The following is a 15,681-nucleotide window of genomic DNA, read 5'->3' as shown; positions in this document are numbered from 1 at the left end:
CCTTGTGGCGAGCGGGCTTGTCTCTGAAAATTGTGTAGATACCCATGCCCTGATGGCGGTGGTTCAGTTGGAACATCTTCGACTGACACACTGCCATCGGGGGCAAGTCGAATCGTCGCACCGCCCCTCCCACATTTGAATGCATTCCAGTTCAGATCAGGGGCTGTAGTAACCCACCGCAACCATGAAATGCCCGCTCTTGCGGATATACGCATGCTTGTTCTCGACCTTGCCCGTCACCGGGTTCTTCCAACGGTATTTGTATTCTCCCTGGTCCTGCTCGGCCATCAGCTTGAGGATCGGCTCGCCCACCGGCTTGCCGTCGGGGTCCTTGATCTTGCTGAAATCGGTGTTGATCAGTCGCAGGTTGGTGCCATGGGCCACGTAACGCTGGGTGTTCAAGTCCACCACAAACACATAGAGGTCATCCTGCAGGAAACCGCCCTGCAATGAGTTGATGGCCTTGAGCGTGCCGGCTTCATCCTTCACCAACGCGTTCACCGCCTTGTTGCGCAGGGCCCGGGCCTGTTCCGGGGTGGCGCGCGGCAGGTAATAACCCACAGCGAGGATGCGCTGGCCGACGCGCTGGTAAAACACATGCTTGTGCTCGACCTTGCCGTCGTTCCAGTTCTGCCAGCGGTAGTCGGCCTGTTGGATACCCTGGCCTTCCGGCACCTTGAGCGCGTCCTTGAATGACTGGCGCAACTCCGGCCCGAGTACCTCGGACACATCGCGGCCGATCAGGGCGGAGGAGGGCCCGCCACTGGCCAGCAGCACGCCCTGGGTATCGACCACGAACACATAGCGGTCGTGGTCGATGAACTCGCCCTGGCGGCTGAACGCCGCAAAGGCCTTGTCACCGTTGGTCTGGTAGTAGGCCAGGGCTTTTCCCAGCAAGGCCTTGGCGGCCTGGGCGTCCTCACCCGGCGTGTCGGCGTGCACCTGGCTGAAACACAACAGCAGCAGCCAGGTGGCGCGGAGCAATCCCTTCATGTTCCGTCCCTCGTTCTTATTGATGTGACCACAGCGTAGACGGCCATGGCTCAGGGCGCCGCCAACCATTGGCTGACGATGCCGTCGTAGACGCCGGTGGCCACGCTCAGGTGCAACCACTGGTCGACATAGCTCTTCCACGCCACATCATCGCGGGGCAGCAGGAAGGCTTTTTCGCTGTACTGCATCTGCCGCTCCGGGTTGACCGCGCACAACCCGGGCTTTTGCTTCTGCTGGTAACGCGCCTCGCTGGCGTCGGTGATCATCACGTCGGCCTTGCCGGCCAGCAGTTCGTCGAAGATGGTCACGTTGTCGTGCAGGCGGATTTGCGCCTGGCCCAGATGGGCGCGAGCGAAGACTTCGTTGGTGCCGCCTGCCGGTTCGATCACGCGCACCTGGGGCTGGTTGATCTGCTCCACGGTCTGGTAACGCTTGACGTCGGCGCAACGCACCAGCGGAATCTTGCCGTCGACCCCGAGGGACTGGCTGAAGAAGGCTTTTTTCTGGCGTTCCAGGGACACCGAAATCCCGCCCACGGCAATGTCGCAGCGCTGGGCGAGGAAGTCCGGCATCAGGGTTTTCCAGGTGGTGGGCACCCACTGGATCCTGGCATTAAGGCTCTTGGCCAGGGACTCGGCCATGGCAATGTCGATGCCTTCATAGCCGCCATCGGCGCGCAACGAGGTGTAGGGCTTGTAGTCGCCGGTGGTGCAGACGCTGAGGGTGCCGCGCTCAAGCACCTGGTCAAGGCGCGAGGGGGCGGTGTCGGCCAGGGCGGAGGTGGCCAGGCTTACCAGTACGCACAGGGTTATCGTTGTTTTCATGCGATCGAGTCCTTGGGGCATGCTCGGGGGCGGTCATTATTTCCAGCAGCAAGGCCAGGTAGCAAGGGGCGTTGAATGTTTAGCCAAGTCGCAACCAAACTCCATCAACCCTGAATTTAAACACCTATGCGGGCGTGTGACGCTGGGCGCATCTCTATCATTGTGATCCACCCATGGGCGGCTCTTCCGACACTCACCCTGCGACACTGCCCTCCGAGCTCGCCTTCTGGGCCCTGTTCCACTGCCGCCACGCGCGCCCGCCAGACCCCCTTCTCCTACGCTGATTTACCCCACGGATGACGCACCCTTGTGCGCGCCTGCCTGAAACAAACGTACGAGAACCCCCCATGAGTGTTTTTGCCAGCCTGCACGAAGCCCACGCCTTCCTTGAACAGCATCCGGACATCGAGATGTTCGAGCTGTTTATCCTCGACAACAACGGCGTGCCGCGCGGCAAGTTGCTGCACCGCGACGAATTGCTGGCGGTGTATGAAAGCGGGCGGCCGCTGCCCAGCACCATCCTCGGCCTGACCATCAATGGCGACGATGTGGAAAATTCCGGGCTGGTGTGGGAAGTGGGCGATATCGACTGCCGCGCCTACCCGATCAGCGGCAGTTTGCAGCGCATGCCGTGGCGGCTGATCCCGACCGCTGCGGTGCAGGTCAGCATGCACCCCACCGAAGGCCTGCCCGCCACCGTGGCCGACCCCCGGCATTTGCTGGCCAAGGTGATCGAGGGCCTGAACGCCGACGGTTATTACCCGGTAATGGCGGCGGAGCTGGAGTTCTACCTGCTCGACCAGAAGCCCGACGGCAATGGCCGCCCGCAACCCGCACGGGACGTGGACGGCGGGCGCCCACGCGCAACCCAGGTCTACGGCCTGCGTGAGCTGGAGCAGATCGAACCGTTCCTCGCCGACCTTTACAGCGCCTGCAAACTGCAAGGCATTCCGGCGCGCACGGCGATCTCCGAATACGCCCCGGGCCAGGTGGAAATCACCCTGGAACACCGCGCCGACGCCCTGCAAGCCATGGACGAAGCGGTGCGCTACAAGCGCCTGGTCAAGGGCGTGGCGCACGAACACGGCATGGCTGCGTGCTTCATGGCCAAGCCGTTCGATGACCTGGCGGGCACCGGCATGCACATGCACGTCAGCCTGGCCGACGCCGAGGGCAACAACCTGTTCGCCAGTGAAGCCGCCGACGGCACGCCACTGCTGCGCCACGCAGTGGGGGGCATGCTCAGCACCCTGCTCGATTCACTGCTGATGTTCTGCCCCAACGCCAACTCCTATCGCCGTTTCCAAACCAACAGCTATGCGCCGCTGGCCGCCACCTGGGGCGTGGACAACCGCACCGTCAGCCTGCGGGTGCCGGGTGGTCCGGCCCATTCCCGGCATATCGAACACCGCATTTGCGGCGCCGATGCCAACCCTTACCTGGCGGCGGCCGCGATCCTGGCGGGCATCCACCGTGGCCTTCGCGAACAACGCGACCCCGGTGCCCCGGTGGAAGGCAACGGCTACGCCCAGGCCAAGGCGTTGCTGCCCACCGATTGGCTCACCACCCTGCGCGCACTGGAGGCTTCAAGCTGGGCGCGGGAGGCGTTCGGCAGCGAGTTCCTGGGCGTGTACCTGGCGGTGAAACATGCTGAATACCGCCAGTTCATGGGCGAGGTGGGCGAGCAGGACTGGCGTTGGTATCTGCATCAGGCGTGATGGTTTTTACGCTGGTGAGGGCTTCGACCTTTTTTTCACGTTGCAAGGGTTAAGCTGCGAATCAAGGTCGTTCACTACCGTTTCAGTCACATGAGCCTGCGATGTCGCCACAACCTCCTTCTTCCATCGAGATCGAATACGCCGAACGCTGTGGCCTTGAGCACGCCAGGGTCTGCGGTGACACGCGCCCGCCCGGTCTGCGCCAGCGCCTGGCGTCATGGCGCGACGAGTGGTTGGTGCGCCAGGCGCTCAAGGTCGCTGGCGAGCCGGGGCTGATCCTGGACCTGGCCTGCGGCTCGGGGCGCTTCTGGCCGGTGTTGGCCGAGCACGTCAACCGCGTGATCCTGGCCTCGGACAATTCCCAGGACATGCTCGACCACGCCCGTAGCCACCATCCGCCGTCATTGCTCAAGCGCGTCAAGACCTTTCAGGGCTCGGCATTTTCCATCGGTTTGTCGGCGAATGCGGTGGATTGCATTTTCTGCCTGGAGTTGTTTCGTCATGTGCCCAGCAGCGAAGGGCGCATGGCGTTGCTGCGCGAGTTTCACCGGGTCAGCCGCGACACGGTGATTGTCTCGGTACCCTCGCGTACCGCTGTGGAAGAGGAATTTCGCCAGGCCGGGTTCAAGGTCTTGAGTCAGCAGGAATTCATGCCGGGCTCCAGCCTGTGGCGGGTCTACGTTCTTCGTAAGAAAGGATAACTCCCACTTGTCGGACTATTCTTCATCTCCTGTCTGAGTTTTCATGGTTGCCTGTGCACTGCGGATGCTCGCTAGCCCCGTTCGCGATATATACTGCGCGCCATTCTTCAAGGGAGAGCCGTGTGGCCATCGATATTCACTGGATCTGCGACAACGATAGCCTCGGCCAGCATTGCGCCGAATGGCAGCAGTTGCCATTCGTCGCCCTCGACACCGAATTCATGCGGGTCGACACCTTTTATCCCATTGCCGGGCTGATCCAGATCGGTGATGGCGTACGCGCTTACCTGATCGATCCCCTGACCATCGACAACTGGCAACCCCTGGCCGCGTTGCTGGAGAACCCGGCGGTGATCAAGGTGGTGCACGCATGCAGCGAAGACCTTGAGGTGTTGCTGCGCCTGACCGGCAGCCTGCCGGTGCCGTTGTTCGATACCCAATTGGCCGCCGCCTACCTGAACCTCGGCTTCTCCATGGGCTACTCGCGCCTGGTGCAAGCCGTGCTCGATATCGAGTTGCCCAAGGGCGAGACCCGTTCGGACTGGCTGCAGCGGCCATTGTCCGAGACCCAGGTGAGCTACGCCGCCGAAGACGCCGTGCACCTGGCCGAGGTCTACATTCGCCTGCGCCCGCGCTTGTCGGATGATAAATACGCCTGGGTCCTGGAAGACGGTGCCGAACTGGTTGCCAACCTGCGCCGCGAAGTCGACCCGTACGAGGTCTACCGTGACGCCAAGCTGGCGTGGAAACTCTCCCGTGCCCAGCTTGCCGTATTGCGTGAACTCTGCGCCTGGCGCGAGCAACAGGCCCGCGCCCGCGACCTGCCGCGCAACCGCATCATTCGCGAACACTCGCTGTGGCCCCTGGCCAAGTCCCAGCCGGACAACCTCGCCGCCCTGGGCAAGATCGAAGACATGCACCCGCGTACCGTGCGCCAGGATGGCCAGTTCCTGTTGGACCTGATCAAGCGTGCCGGCAGCGTGTCCATGGACCAGTGGCCGCCGGCCGTGGCCGAACCGCTGCCGGTGGACGCCGCCACGTTGATCAAGCAACTGCGCGCCCTCGGCCAGACATTCGCCGAGCGCCTGGAGATGGCGCCGGAACTGATGCTGCGCAAGAAAACCCTCGAAGCCCTGGTTAAAAGTGGCTTCCCCGATGGGCCTTACCAATTGCCAGACTCGCTGCGTGGCTGGCGCCGCGAGTTGATGGGTCAGGCGCTGCTCGACAGCCTGGCCCCTGCCGGAGAACAGCCTTGAAACGTATTTGCTCGATCTATCGCAGCCTGAAAAAAGACGGCATGTACCTCTACGTGCTCAAAAGCGACGCCCTGGAGCGCGTGCCGGAGCCCTTGATGGCGGCGTTCGGCAAACCGCACCACGCCTTCGACATGGTGCTGACGCCGGAGCGCAAGTTGTCCCGCGAAGACATCATCGTGGTGCTGGAAAACCTCGACAAGCAGGGCTATCACCTGCAAATGCCGCCGGCCGAGGACGAGTACATCGAGCACCTGCCCGAAGAGCTGCTGCGTCGCAACGACCCGATGTGATCGGGCAGTGCCTCGCCCGGGGCACAGGTTTCAATGGAATCGTATTAGTGGGCGGTGGCCGTAGGGAAGCGGGCGGCCGTCTGCACTGTTTTTGAAAGGTTTGAACCATGCGTGTTCTGATTGCTGAACAGGATCACCCGCTCTACGCCCAATTGCTCAATGACGCGGCGCCGGACCTGGAGGTGCTCACCAGCGGCGACTCGGCCGAGCTGTCGCGCCTGGCCGCCGATTGCCCGGTATGGCTGGGCCAGCCGGACCTGTTGGCGACGCTGTTGCGCCAGGGACACCAGCCGCAGTGGCTGCAATCGACCTGGGCCGGCATTACGCCGCTGCTGGCCGAAGGCTTGCCCCGCGACTATCGCCTGACCCGCGCCGTCGGTATTTTTGGCCAGGTCATGGCCGAATTTGTCCTCACCTACATGCTGGGCCACGAGCGCGAAGTACTGGCGCGACTGGTCAGCCAGGTCGAGCGCAAGTGGGACAGCCGCACCGGCCAGAGCCTGGCGGGGCGCAAGGCATTGATCGTGGGTACCGGTGACATCGGCCAGCGTGTCGCCGAGTTTCTCGTGCCGTTCGGCGTCAAGCTGTACGGCATCGCCAGCACTGCGCGGGAACAAGCGCCGTTTATCGAAGTGGCCGGGCTCGACCAACTGGGCCGGTTGGTGGGGGAGGTGGACTACGTGATCAACCTGCTGCCCAACACACCGAACACCCATGACCTGTACGACGCAGCGCTGTTCAAGCAGTTCAAGCCGACCGGTTTGTTCATCAACGTCGGGCGCGGTGTGGCGGTGGTGGATGCCGATCTGGTCGAGGCCCTGAAAGAAGGGCACCTGGCCGGCGCGGTGATCGACGTGTGCCGCCAGGAACCGTTGCCGCAGCGCCACCCGTTCTGGACCGCCTGGGGCCTTCTGTTGACCGGGCACAGCTCCGCACCGACCTCGCCGCCGATGATGGTGGAGTTGTTCCTGGAAAACCTGCGCGCGTACAAGGCCAAGCAAGCCTTGCGCGGGGAAGTGGATTTCGAGCGCGGTTACTGAGGCGGTGCGGGGAGAAAGTGTGGGAGGGGGCTTGCTCCCGATAGCAGAGTGTCAGTCACTGTATCTATTGACTGAACCACCGCTATCGGGGGCAAGCCCCCTCCCACATTTTGAGATTGCGTCAGTTTCAGAGGCTGAAATCACCTTCTGACACCAGCTCGCTCAGCGGCTTGCGCGGGCTTGGCGCTTCACGGCCTTGCAGGTACTCCGGCAAGGTCGATTTGTCGCCCAGCTTGCCCACCGCAACGGCGGCATGCAGCGCATAACCCTGTGGAATCTTCAGCTCCTTGCGCGTCAGCTCCTGATCGAAGCCGGCCATGCCGTGGGTGTGCCAGCCGCTGAGGCTGGCTTGCAGCGCCAGGTGGCCCCAGGCCGAGCCGGTGTCGAAGGTGTGCCAGAGTGCCGGGGTTTCTTCCGTGGCACCGGGGGCGATGAAGTCGGTTTTCGAGGCAATGATCACCAGGGCCGACGCATGCTGTGCCCAACCACGATTGAATTCATTCAGCAGGCCCAGGAAGCGCTCCCAGTCCGGCGTATCACGGCGTGCGTAGAGAAAACGCCAAGGCTGCGAGTTGTAGGCCGACGGTGCCCAGCGTGCGGCTTCGAAGAAGCTCAGCAGGGTTTCCTGCGGGATGCTCTCGCCGGTAAAGGCACGGGGCGACCAGCGTTCGGTGAACTGGGTATGGATCGGGTAATCGGCAACGCGTGTCATGGGCAGCTCCTGATCGTCAATTCGGCGCTCAAAGCTACTGCGCCCCCGCTAGACTGACAAGTCTTGTCATACCGACAGTCGTAAGCGCTTGGCCCCAGGGGCCTTGGGCACTAGACTGGCGGCCTTTTCACCTACCGATACCGATGTAGAGCCATGGCCGCCAAAGTCGAACCTTTCTGGATACGCAAAACCCTTGAACACCTCGACCAGGAGGAGTGGGAGTCGTTGTGCGACGGCTGTGGCCTGTGCTGCCTGCAAAAGCTTGAGGATGAAGACGATAACAGCGTCTATTACACGCGCATCGCCTGCAAGCTGCTGGACCTGAAAACCTGCCAGTGCACCGACTACTCCAACCGCCGTGCCTCGGTACCCGACTGCATCCAGCTCACCCCGGGCCAGGCCGACCAGTTCAAATGGCTGCCGCCCACCTGCGGCTACCGCCTGGTCAGCGAGCGCAAGGACCTGCCGTTGTGGCACCACCTGGTCTGCGGCGACCGCGATGCCGTGCACCACGAACGCATTTCCCAGTCCGGGCGCATGCTCAGCGAAGGCAGCGTGCCCGAGGACGACTGGGAGGATTACCTGATCTTCCGCGCGGGCTGAACAAGGAGTGTGTATGAGGGCGGGAACCAAGCTGGCGGCAAGCCTGGTGTTGCTGGCGTTGAGCATGCCTGCGTGGTGCGCGAAGAAAGTCGACCTGGATTATCACGTCAAGCTGCTGCCCCAGGACGATCAGGCCGAGGTGCGGGTGAGCCTGTCCCAGGGTTCGGCGGTGCGCAGCCTGAACTTCGACTTGGGCCGCGCCGGCGACTACAGCGACTTCAAGGCCGATGGCCAGTGGAGTGTCAATGACCACCGTGGCCTGTGGCAACCCAGCGCCAACAAGGCCAGCCTGACCTATCGGGTGCGCCTGAGCCACGCGCGCAAACCGGGTATTTACGAAGCTCGGATGACCCCGAGCTGGGCGCTGTTTCGCGGCGAAGACCTGGTGCCGCCCGCACGCCTCGACCAGCAGGACGGCGTCGAACTGGTCTCGCGCCTGGTGTTCGAACTGCCGGCCGGCTGGAAAAGCATCGAAACCGCCTGGCCGCGCATCGGCAAGAACAAGTTCCGCATCGACAACGTCTCGCGCCTGTTTGACCGGCCCACCGGCTGGATGCTCGCCGGCACCCTGGGCAGCCGCCGCGTGCGCCTGGGCGAGACCGAAGTGACCATCGCCTCGCCCAAGGGGCAAGCCATGCGGCGGATGGATGTGCTGACACTGCTGACCTTTGTCTGGCCGCAGGTGGAAGCGGCGTTCCCACGTCATCCGGCCAAGCTGCTGGTGGTGGGCGCCAGCGATCCGATGCGCCGTGGTGCGGTCTCGGCGCGCGACTCGATCTACCTCAACAGCCGCACGCCGCTGGTCAGCGAGAACGGCAGCAGCCCGTTGATCCGTGAAGTGGTGCAGGCGATTGGCCGCTTCAACGACCACGACACCAGCGACTGGATCAGCGAGGGGCTGGCGGAGTACTACGCCATTGAGCTGGTGCGCCGTGCCGGCGGGGTGACCGATGAGCGCTATCAGGCGATACAGGCGCGCTTGGCCAAGGAAGGCAAGGACGTGACCAGCCTGCGCGGCGACCACGTCAGCGGTGCGACGGTGTCACGGGCGGTGGTGGTGTTGCAGGAGCTGGATCGCGAGATCCGCGTAAAGACTCACAACAAGCGCTCCCTGGATGACCTCGCGCAGGCGGTGATGCGCGCCAACAGCATCACTACTGCGGAGTTTGTGCAGTTGGCCGAGAGCATCATTGGGGAATCGTCGGTGGTACTGGACAGCAAGCTGCTGCGCTGAGTCTTCGCCATACACAAAACAAAATGTGGGAGGGGGCAAGCTCTAATGCCATGTAGGAGCGAGCTTGCTCGCGAAAAACGTCAACGATAACGCGTGCTTCCTGAATGAACGCGGCGCCTGTGAGTTTTTCGCGAGCAAGCTCGCTCCTACATGATGGCATTAGGACTTGCCCCCTCCCACATTTGAATCTAACCAGTGGTCTTAACGGCCTTCTCAGCCGCCACTTCCGCCTTGGTCTTCAGGTTTTTCAGCTCTGCACCGGCACGCTCGATCTTCGTGCGTACGCTGTTCATTTCCTGGCGGCCCTGTTCCAGCTTGTCTTTAAGCGCACTGTGCCCGGTAAACCCGCGCGCCAGTGCCACGCCGCCGATCGCCACCTGAATCAGGCCGAAAATCCCGCCACGGCGCAGGCCTTTGCCCACCATCATCACGCCACCGGCCACTGAGCCGATACGTTCCCAGCCGTGCACGTTCTGGGTGGGCTGATTCTGGAAGGGGGTGTGTTCGATGATAGGTCGCAAGGTTGTGCTGTCGCTCATGATCTGTCTCCAACAAGGTCAAGTGTATGCAGCTGACTGCGCGCAGGCGCCGGATGTTCCCAAAAGATCAGTACTTGGGGCCCGAACGGGTGTTGTTGCCCTTGGCCATTCGGTCGTAGAGCACCACGTTGACGGTGGCGGCCAGGTTCATGCAGCCGGTAGTGGGGATGTACACGACGTCTTCGCACCAATCGCGGATGTCTTTATCCAGCGACCCGTCTTCAGGGCCGAAGATGTACAGCGCGCGGTCGGGGTGAGTGTATTCGGGCAGCGGGCGGGCACCGTCCACCAGCTCCACGGCGACCGGGATGCAGCCCAGGGGCAGGATCTTCTTCAGGTCATCGATGCCGATCAGCGGAATATCGTGGTGGACCTTCTTGGTGTCGGTGATGAAGTCCCGGGCGCGCTCGTAGCGCACGCCGGTGTAGAACACCGAGGCCACGCCGTAGCAGCCGGCGGCACGCATGACCGAGCCAACGTTTTCGGGGGATTTGGGGTTATACAGACCGATGCAGCTGTAGCGTTTATTGGCCACGGGGAAGGGTGCCTTGGAGAAAAGCGGCGATTATACGGCCTCAAGGCGGTGTATTGCTTGGGCTAACGCTATCGGGAGCAAGCCCCCTCCCACATTTGAAAGTGTTCACAACTCAAAATGTGGGAGGGGGCTTGCTCCCGATGAGGCCAGGACAGGCGACGACACTCTTCAGTCGTCTTTCTTCATCAACCCCGCCAACGCCGCAAACGGGTTATGCGTGGCCTTGGCGATCGTCGGGCTGCTGGTGGAGCCTTCGCCGAAGTACTGCTGGTCGGTGTAGCGCGAGTGTTCGTTGTCGTGGCAGTACAGGCACAGCAACTCCCAGTTCGAGCCGTCCTGGGGATTGTCATCATGATTGTGGTTACGGTGGTGTACGGTGAGTTCGCTCAAGCGCTTGCCGGCGAACTCACGGGCGCAGCGGCCGCACACGTGGGGGTACATCTTCAGGGCTTTGTCGCGGTAGCCCATTTCCCGGTCGCGCTGGGCATCGGCAAGGATGCGGTCCAGCTTGGCGGTGTGGGAGGGCGGGTTGGTCGAGCTCATCATGGCTCCTGGCTGTTTGGTGGTCACGGATAGCGTTGATTCTAGCCGCTTGCGTCGCAAATGACTGCTGGGATCGATTTACTTTACTCATAAGGATCTGAAAAACATGCGTCTGCTTTCATGGACTGTTGCACTGCTGCTGTGTGTCGTTACCCTTCAGGCCCAGGCGTTCTCGACGCCCAAGCCCGGGCAGGTGATCGAGGTTGCCCTTGAACAGTTGCATCCGACCCAGGCGGTGGTGGGCTTCGACCAGATCTACTACAGCCTGGGCCTGTTCGCCGACAAACCCGCCAAGGTCTTCGATGAATACTGCGAAACCAACGGCCAGGGTGAGGCCGGCAAAGTGCCCGACAAGGCTGACCTGCACCAGCCCGACAGCTTCACCTGCAAGGACCCGGTGGGCACCCATCCCGAGGACATGAAAACCGTGGTGGTCGGCCCTGCCGGCCAGCTGTACCTGACCGACGGTCACCACAGTTTCACCACCTTGTGGGAAGTGCCCGGCGGCGGCCCGCGCTTGAAGATGTGGGTCAAGGTCACCGACGACTTCAGCAACAGCCCGAACTTGGCGAGCTTCTGGCAGCGCATGGAAGCGGCCCGCAAGGTCTGGCTCAAGGACAACCAGGGCCAGGCCCTGCCGCCGGAACAACTGCCGGCACACCTGGGCTTCAAGAACCTGCAGGACGACACCTTCCGCAGCCTGGTGTACTTCACCCGCAAGGCCGCCTATGGCAAGCCGAATGACGGGCAGATCGCCCCGGAGTTCCTGGAGTTCTATTGGGGTAACTGGCTGCGCACGCAGATTGATCTGGGCCAGTACAACCTGAACAAGAAAGGCGGCTACAAGGATGCTATCGAAGCGGTCGCCAAGCGCATGGTCAGCCTGGCGCCGGGCTCACAGGTGGGTGACAGCGGTTTTACCGCCCATCAACTGGGCGGCATGACCCGGCTGGACCGCGATGAGCTGGAGAAGACCTTCGACAAAAAAGTGCCGTACGTGATCGACTACCGCAAATCCCACAACTGACAGGGCTCAACATGTGGGAGGGGCGTCTTGGGAAGCGTGCTCAGCCCTTGAGCTTCTCCGCTATCCAGATGGTATGCCGGGTGCCCTTGTTGCCATGTGCAAACACCTGCACTTCCTCGGCCTTGAAACCGGCCTTGCGCAGTTTGTCGCTGAACAGTTTGTCGGCGCTGGCGGACCACACCGCCAGCACGCCCTTGGGCCGCAAGGCCTTGGCGCAGGCAGCCAGGCCACCGGCGGAATAGAGCCAGCTGTTGGCCTTCTGCGTCAGGCCTTCGGGGCCGTTGTCGACGTCGAGCATGATCGCGTCAAAGCCCTGGGGCTCGGCCTGCAGCACCTTGGCCACGTCTTCCATGCGGATCACCGTGCGCGGGTCCAGCAGTGGGCGGCCGGACTTTTCCCCCAGTGGCCCCCGGTTCCATTCCACGACACCGGGCACCAGTTCCGCCACCACCACTTCGGCGCTCTTGCCCAGGTGCTTGAGCGCCGACGCCAGGGTAAAGCCCATGCCCAACCCACCGATCAATACCCGTGAGCCCGGGCGCCCCGCGACCTTGCGGCAAGGGATTTGCGCCAGCGCGTCTTCGGAGCCGTGCATGCGCGTGTTCATCAACTGGCCGCCGTCACCGCCCTGGATCTTGATGACAAAGTCTTCACCGTATTCGAACAGGCACAAGGCACCGCCGTTGTCGGGGATCGGGGTGGTGTCCAGCAGAACGAAACGTTTCATGGAAATCTCATTGGGAAGGGCATTCTTGCGCGGTTGGGAGTAGCCTTACGACATTCCGGTCAGGCCATGGAGCCATCGATGAAGTGCAGCATTCTAACGGTCATTGTGTTGAGCGCGCTCGCATTGGGTGCGGCGCAGGCTCAGGAGTTGCAAACCGTACCGGTGGCGCCGGCACCTAGCCCCGGCGCACCGGGCACGCCAACGCCGACGCTGTATCCGCAGATCACCCCGCCGGCCGTGCCGAAGACGAACGGTTCACCGCCGTTGGTGCCCATCGTATTGCCGACGCCGCCGAAGGACCAGACGGTGCCTGGCCTGCAGCAGAACGACAGCAAGCCGAAGACGCCCGACGGTTAAAACTGTTGGGAGAGTAATTGCCCATCGGCCATGCGCAGGCGCTTGGACAACGCGATGGCGATTGCGCGGATGATCTTCGCCGCCACACGCGGCGTTTCATTGAGCATCTTTTCCAGGGCGTCCTTGCCCAGGTTCAACAACACGCAGTCGCTGGCGGCCACGCAACTGGCGGAGCGTCGCTCGCCGTCAAGCACGGCCATCTCCCCAAAGGCCCGGCCGCTGCGCAGGGTGGCGATGGTCAGGCGCTGGCCGGTGTGGTTGGTTTTCTGCACCGCCACCTGGCCGCTGTGGATGATGCACATGAAGGTGCCGGCATCGCCCTCGAGGAAAATCACCTCGCCCTCGGCAATGCTGCTGATATTGAAGTAGCCGGCGGCGACGTAAAAGTCTTCCGGCAACAACGGGTCGAACAGGCCGCAGTCCATGAGCATGTCGCGGATTTCGGTATTCATTAAAGTCGGGAGTGCCATGGCTGCAATCTTGGTCCATCAATCAGGAGGCGGTCTGAATGTTCAGACAGGACCGCCCCGCTAAGTTCCTTAAACCAGCCCCAGCGCCTTGAACACAAATGCATATTCGAGTGCTACGTCACGTAATCCCTGGTAGCGACCGCTCATCCCGCCGTGGCCGGCACCCAGTTCGGTCTTGAGCAACAGCAGGTTGTCGTCCGTCTTGGTTGCGCGCAACTTGGCCACCCACTTGGCCGCTTCCCAGTACTGCACGCGGCTGTCGTTGTAGCCGGCGATCACCAGGGTGGCCGGGTAGGCCTGGGCGCTGACGTTTTCGTACGGCGCGTAGGCCTTGATGCGTTCATACACCGCGGGCTCTTCGGGGTTGCCCCACTCGTCGTACTCGGTGATGGTCAGCGGCAATTCCGGGTCGAGCATGGTGTTGAGTACGTCGACAAACGGCACTTCGGCAATCGCCGCCTGGAACAACTCCGGACGCTGGTTGAGCACCGCGCCGATCAACAGGCCGCCGGCACTGCCGCCGCTGATGACCAGTTGCCTGGAGGTGGTCAGGCCCTCGGCGATCAGGTGTTCGGCACACGCGATAAAGTCGCTGAAGGTGTTCTGCTTGTGTTCCTGCTTGCCATTGCGATACCAGGCTTCACCCAGTTCGCCACCGCCGCGCACATGCGCAATGGCGAAGGCCACGCCACGGTCCAGCAGGCTCAGGCGTGCATGTGAGAACCACGGGTCGAGGCTTGAGCCATAGGCGCCGTAGCCATACAGGTACAACGGTGTTGGCTTGCCGAGCTGGTCGCGCTTGACCACCAGGCTGATCGGCACCTGGGTGCCATCGGCGGAGGTGGCCCACAGGCGCTGGCTGACGTAGTCATCGGCATTGAACACGCCGAGTACCGGGGTTTCCTTGAGCACCTGTTGCGCGCCGCTGGCCAGTTCCAGCTGGCGCACCTGGGCCGGGCGGTTCAGGGCTTCATAGCGCAGGCGGATCTTGTCGCTGACGAATTCCAGGCTGTTTTGCACGTAGAGGCTGTAGGCGGCATCGGGCAACTCCACGCGATACGGCGGCAAGCCCTGGGGGTGTACTTCGATCACCGGCAGGCCGCCGATGCGCAGGCTCAGGGTCATGGCACCGGTGTTCAGGCTGACGCCGTCGAGCATCACGTCATCGCTGTGGGGGATCAGGTTCTGCCACTCATCCTCGGTTGGCACGTCGCCAATGTCGGTCGCCACAAACAGGGCGTAGTTGATGCCATCACGGTTGCTACGGATAAACCAGGTCCACGCGCCATTCAGTTGGCCGTGGTCGACATCGTATTCATGGTCCTCGACCCGTGGCGCCAGGCAGGTGAAGTCCAGGTGCGGCTGGTCGGCATCCAGCGCCCAGACCTCGCTGGTGGTCTTGCTGCCGAGCGAGAGCAGCAACTGGCGCTCGGAGCTGGAGCGGTAGCAGTGCAGGAAGAAACGCCCGTCGGGCTCATGGAACACTTCCTGCGCCGCCGTGCCATCCAGGCGGTAGCGATACAGCTTGTGCGGGCGGTGGGTGTCGTCCAGCTCGCCGAAGAACAGGGTCAGGCTGTCATTGGCCCAGGTCATGCTGCCGTCGCAGTTCTCGAACGCCAGTTCGCTGACTTTGTCGGTGGCCAATTCCTTCACGAACAGGGTATAGATCTCTTCGCCACTGGTATCGAGGCTGTAGGCCAGGCGCTGGTGATCGGGGCTGATGCTGAATGCGCCGAGGGAAAAGAAGCCGCCGTTGGCCAGCACGTTCGGGTCCAGCAACAGCTCTTCGCTGCTGTCGTCCACCTGGTTGCCGTCGTCGGCCGGGCGGCGGCAGCGGTAGTGGCGGGCGTATTCGTCACCGGCGGTGGTGCGCGTGTAATACAGATACGGGCCCCAGGGAGAGGGCAGGGACAGGTCGGTTTCGAGGATGCGGCCCTTGATCTCCTCGAACAGGGTTTCGCGCAGGGCCTGCTGGTCGGCGAGCTGGGCTTCCTGGAAGGCATTTTCGGCCTTCAGGTAATCAAGGACTTCAACGCTGTCGCGCTCTTGCAGCCAGGCGTACGGGTCCTGGCCTGGGGCTTTACGGGCAATCGGGGCGGTCGATGAAGGCAT

18 protein-coding genes are annotated in these 15,681 nt (G+C 62.6%); 9 read left to right on the top strand and 9 right to left on the bottom strand.

The window, feature by feature from the left end:
• Positions 1-156: 156 nt before the first annotated feature.
• Positions 157-993: a cache domain-containing protein gene (locus tag PspCFBP13509_RS00480; RefSeq protein WP_065928187.1), complete on the bottom strand. Its 837-nt coding sequence runs from the start codon at positions 991-993 to the stop codon at positions 157-159.
• Positions 994-1,043: 50 nt separating this feature from the next.
• Entirely contained in the window at positions 1,044-1,817 is a 774-nt protein-coding gene (locus PspCFBP13509_RS00475; protein WP_065928186.1) for a transporter substrate-binding domain-containing protein, read from the bottom strand.
• Between the two features lie 347 nt (positions 1,818-2,164).
• Between PspCFBP13509_RS00475 and PspCFBP13509_RS00470 the strand changes: the two genes are divergently transcribed.
• The 5 genes from PspCFBP13509_RS00470 (at position 2,165) to PspCFBP13509_RS00450 (ending at position 6,822) form a co-directional block, all read left to right on the top strand.
• Complete coding sequence (locus tag PspCFBP13509_RS00470) at positions 2,165-3,535, top strand: glutamine synthetase family protein (RefSeq protein WP_137211424.1); 1,371 nt, start codon at positions 2,165-2,167, stop codon at positions 3,533-3,535.
• Between the two features lie 101 nt (positions 3,536-3,636).
• Complete coding sequence (locus tag PspCFBP13509_RS00465; RefSeq protein WP_027604278.1) at positions 3,637-4,236, top strand: class I SAM-dependent methyltransferase; 600 nt, start codon at positions 3,637-3,639, stop codon at positions 4,234-4,236.
• A 122-nt stretch (positions 4,237-4,358) separates the two neighbouring features.
• Positions 4,359-5,492, top strand: coding sequence for a ribonuclease D (gene rnd / locus PspCFBP13509_RS00460; protein ID WP_065928184.1), 1,134 nt, complete (start codon positions 4,359-4,361; stop codon positions 5,490-5,492).
• The gene (locus PspCFBP13509_RS00455) at positions 5,489-5,782 is read left to right on the top strand and encodes a YcgL domain-containing protein (RefSeq protein WP_027604276.1); all 294 of its coding nucleotides are present in this window, start codon (positions 5,489-5,491) and stop codon (positions 5,780-5,782) included. Before rnd ends, PspCFBP13509_RS00455 begins: the two co-directional genes overlap by 4 nt.
• Positions 5,783-5,889: 107 nt before the next feature.
• Positions 5,890-6,822, top strand: coding sequence for a D-2-hydroxyacid dehydrogenase (locus tag PspCFBP13509_RS00450; protein ID WP_027604275.1), 933 nt, complete (start codon positions 5,890-5,892; stop codon positions 6,820-6,822).
• A gap of 127 nt (positions 6,823-6,949) precedes the next feature.
• Here PspCFBP13509_RS00450 and PspCFBP13509_RS00445 read toward each other — a convergent pair whose 3' ends face one another.
• Positions 6,950-7,534 (bottom strand): nitroreductase family protein, encoded by a 585-nt coding sequence (locus tag PspCFBP13509_RS00445; protein WP_027604274.1) that lies wholly within the window; start codon positions 7,532-7,534, stop codon positions 6,950-6,952.
• 153 nt (positions 7,535-7,687) lie between these two features.
• Between PspCFBP13509_RS00445 and PspCFBP13509_RS00440 the strand changes: the two genes are divergently transcribed.
• A complete protein-coding gene (locus PspCFBP13509_RS00440) occupies positions 7,688-8,137 on the top strand; it encodes a YcgN family cysteine cluster protein (RefSeq protein ID WP_137211423.1) in 450 nt (149 codons plus the stop codon).
• A 13-nt stretch (positions 8,138-8,150) separates the two neighbouring features.
• Complete coding sequence (locus PspCFBP13509_RS00435; RefSeq protein ID WP_065947387.1) at positions 8,151-9,371, top strand: hypothetical protein; 1,221 nt, start codon at positions 8,151-8,153, stop codon at positions 9,369-9,371.
• Positions 9,372-9,559: 188 nt separating this feature from the next.
• On the opposite strand, the gene PspCFBP13509_RS00425 is transcribed toward PspCFBP13509_RS00435, so the two are convergent.
• The 3 genes from PspCFBP13509_RS00425 to PspCFBP13509_RS00415 form a co-directional block, all read right to left on the bottom strand.
• Positions 9,560-9,910, bottom strand: a complete 351-nt coding sequence (locus PspCFBP13509_RS00425; RefSeq protein WP_027604272.1) for a YgaP family membrane protein — start codon at positions 9,908-9,910, stop codon at positions 9,560-9,562.
• 67 nt (positions 9,911-9,977) lie between these two features.
• Positions 9,978-10,445 (bottom strand): RNA methyltransferase, encoded by a 468-nt coding sequence (locus PspCFBP13509_RS00420; RefSeq protein WP_065928181.1) that lies wholly within the window; start codon positions 10,443-10,445, stop codon positions 9,978-9,980.
• 168 nt (positions 10,446-10,613) lie between these two features.
• Entirely contained in the window at positions 10,614-10,988 is a 375-nt protein-coding gene (locus PspCFBP13509_RS00415; RefSeq protein WP_003210675.1) for a YajD family HNH nuclease, read from the bottom strand.
• 106 nt (positions 10,989-11,094) lie between these two features.
• Between PspCFBP13509_RS00415 and PspCFBP13509_RS00410 the strand changes: the two genes are divergently transcribed.
• The gene (locus tag PspCFBP13509_RS00410; protein WP_137211422.1) at positions 11,095-12,015 is read left to right on the top strand and encodes a ParB/Srx family N-terminal domain-containing protein; all 921 of its coding nucleotides are present in this window, start codon (positions 11,095-11,097) and stop codon (positions 12,013-12,015) included.
• A 40-nt stretch (positions 12,016-12,055) separates the two neighbouring features.
• Here PspCFBP13509_RS00410 and PspCFBP13509_RS00405 read toward each other — a convergent pair whose 3' ends face one another.
• Positions 12,056-12,742, bottom strand: a complete 687-nt coding sequence (locus PspCFBP13509_RS00405) for a spermidine synthase (RefSeq protein WP_065928179.1) — start codon at positions 12,740-12,742, stop codon at positions 12,056-12,058.
• A 78-nt stretch (positions 12,743-12,820) separates the two neighbouring features.
• Between PspCFBP13509_RS00405 and PspCFBP13509_RS00400 the strand changes: the two genes are divergently transcribed.
• Positions 12,821-13,099 (top strand): hypothetical protein, encoded by a 279-nt coding sequence (locus tag PspCFBP13509_RS00400; RefSeq protein ID WP_137211421.1) that lies wholly within the window; start codon positions 12,821-12,823, stop codon positions 13,097-13,099.
• Here PspCFBP13509_RS00400 and PspCFBP13509_RS00395 read toward each other — a convergent pair.
• Both PspCFBP13509_RS00395 and PspCFBP13509_RS00390 read right to left on the bottom strand, forming a co-directional pair.
• The gene (locus PspCFBP13509_RS00395) at positions 13,096-13,569 is read right to left on the bottom strand and encodes a cyclic nucleotide-binding domain-containing protein (protein WP_027604267.1); all 474 of its coding nucleotides are present in this window, start codon (positions 13,567-13,569) and stop codon (positions 13,096-13,098) included. The genes PspCFBP13509_RS00400 and PspCFBP13509_RS00395 overlap by 4 nt on opposite strands.
• A gap of 69 nt (positions 13,570-13,638) precedes the next feature.
• Positions 13,639-15,681, bottom strand: coding sequence for a S9 family peptidase (locus tag PspCFBP13509_RS00390; protein ID WP_065928178.1), 2,043 nt, complete (start codon positions 15,679-15,681; stop codon positions 13,639-13,641).

It is taken from the genome of Pseudomonas sp. CFBP13509 (genome assembly GCF_005233485.1).
GTDB classification, from domain to species: domain Bacteria; phylum Pseudomonadota; class Gammaproteobacteria; order Pseudomonadales; family Pseudomonadaceae; genus Aquipseudomonas; species Aquipseudomonas marginalis.
This window is presented reverse-complemented; position numbering and strand designations above follow the sequence as displayed.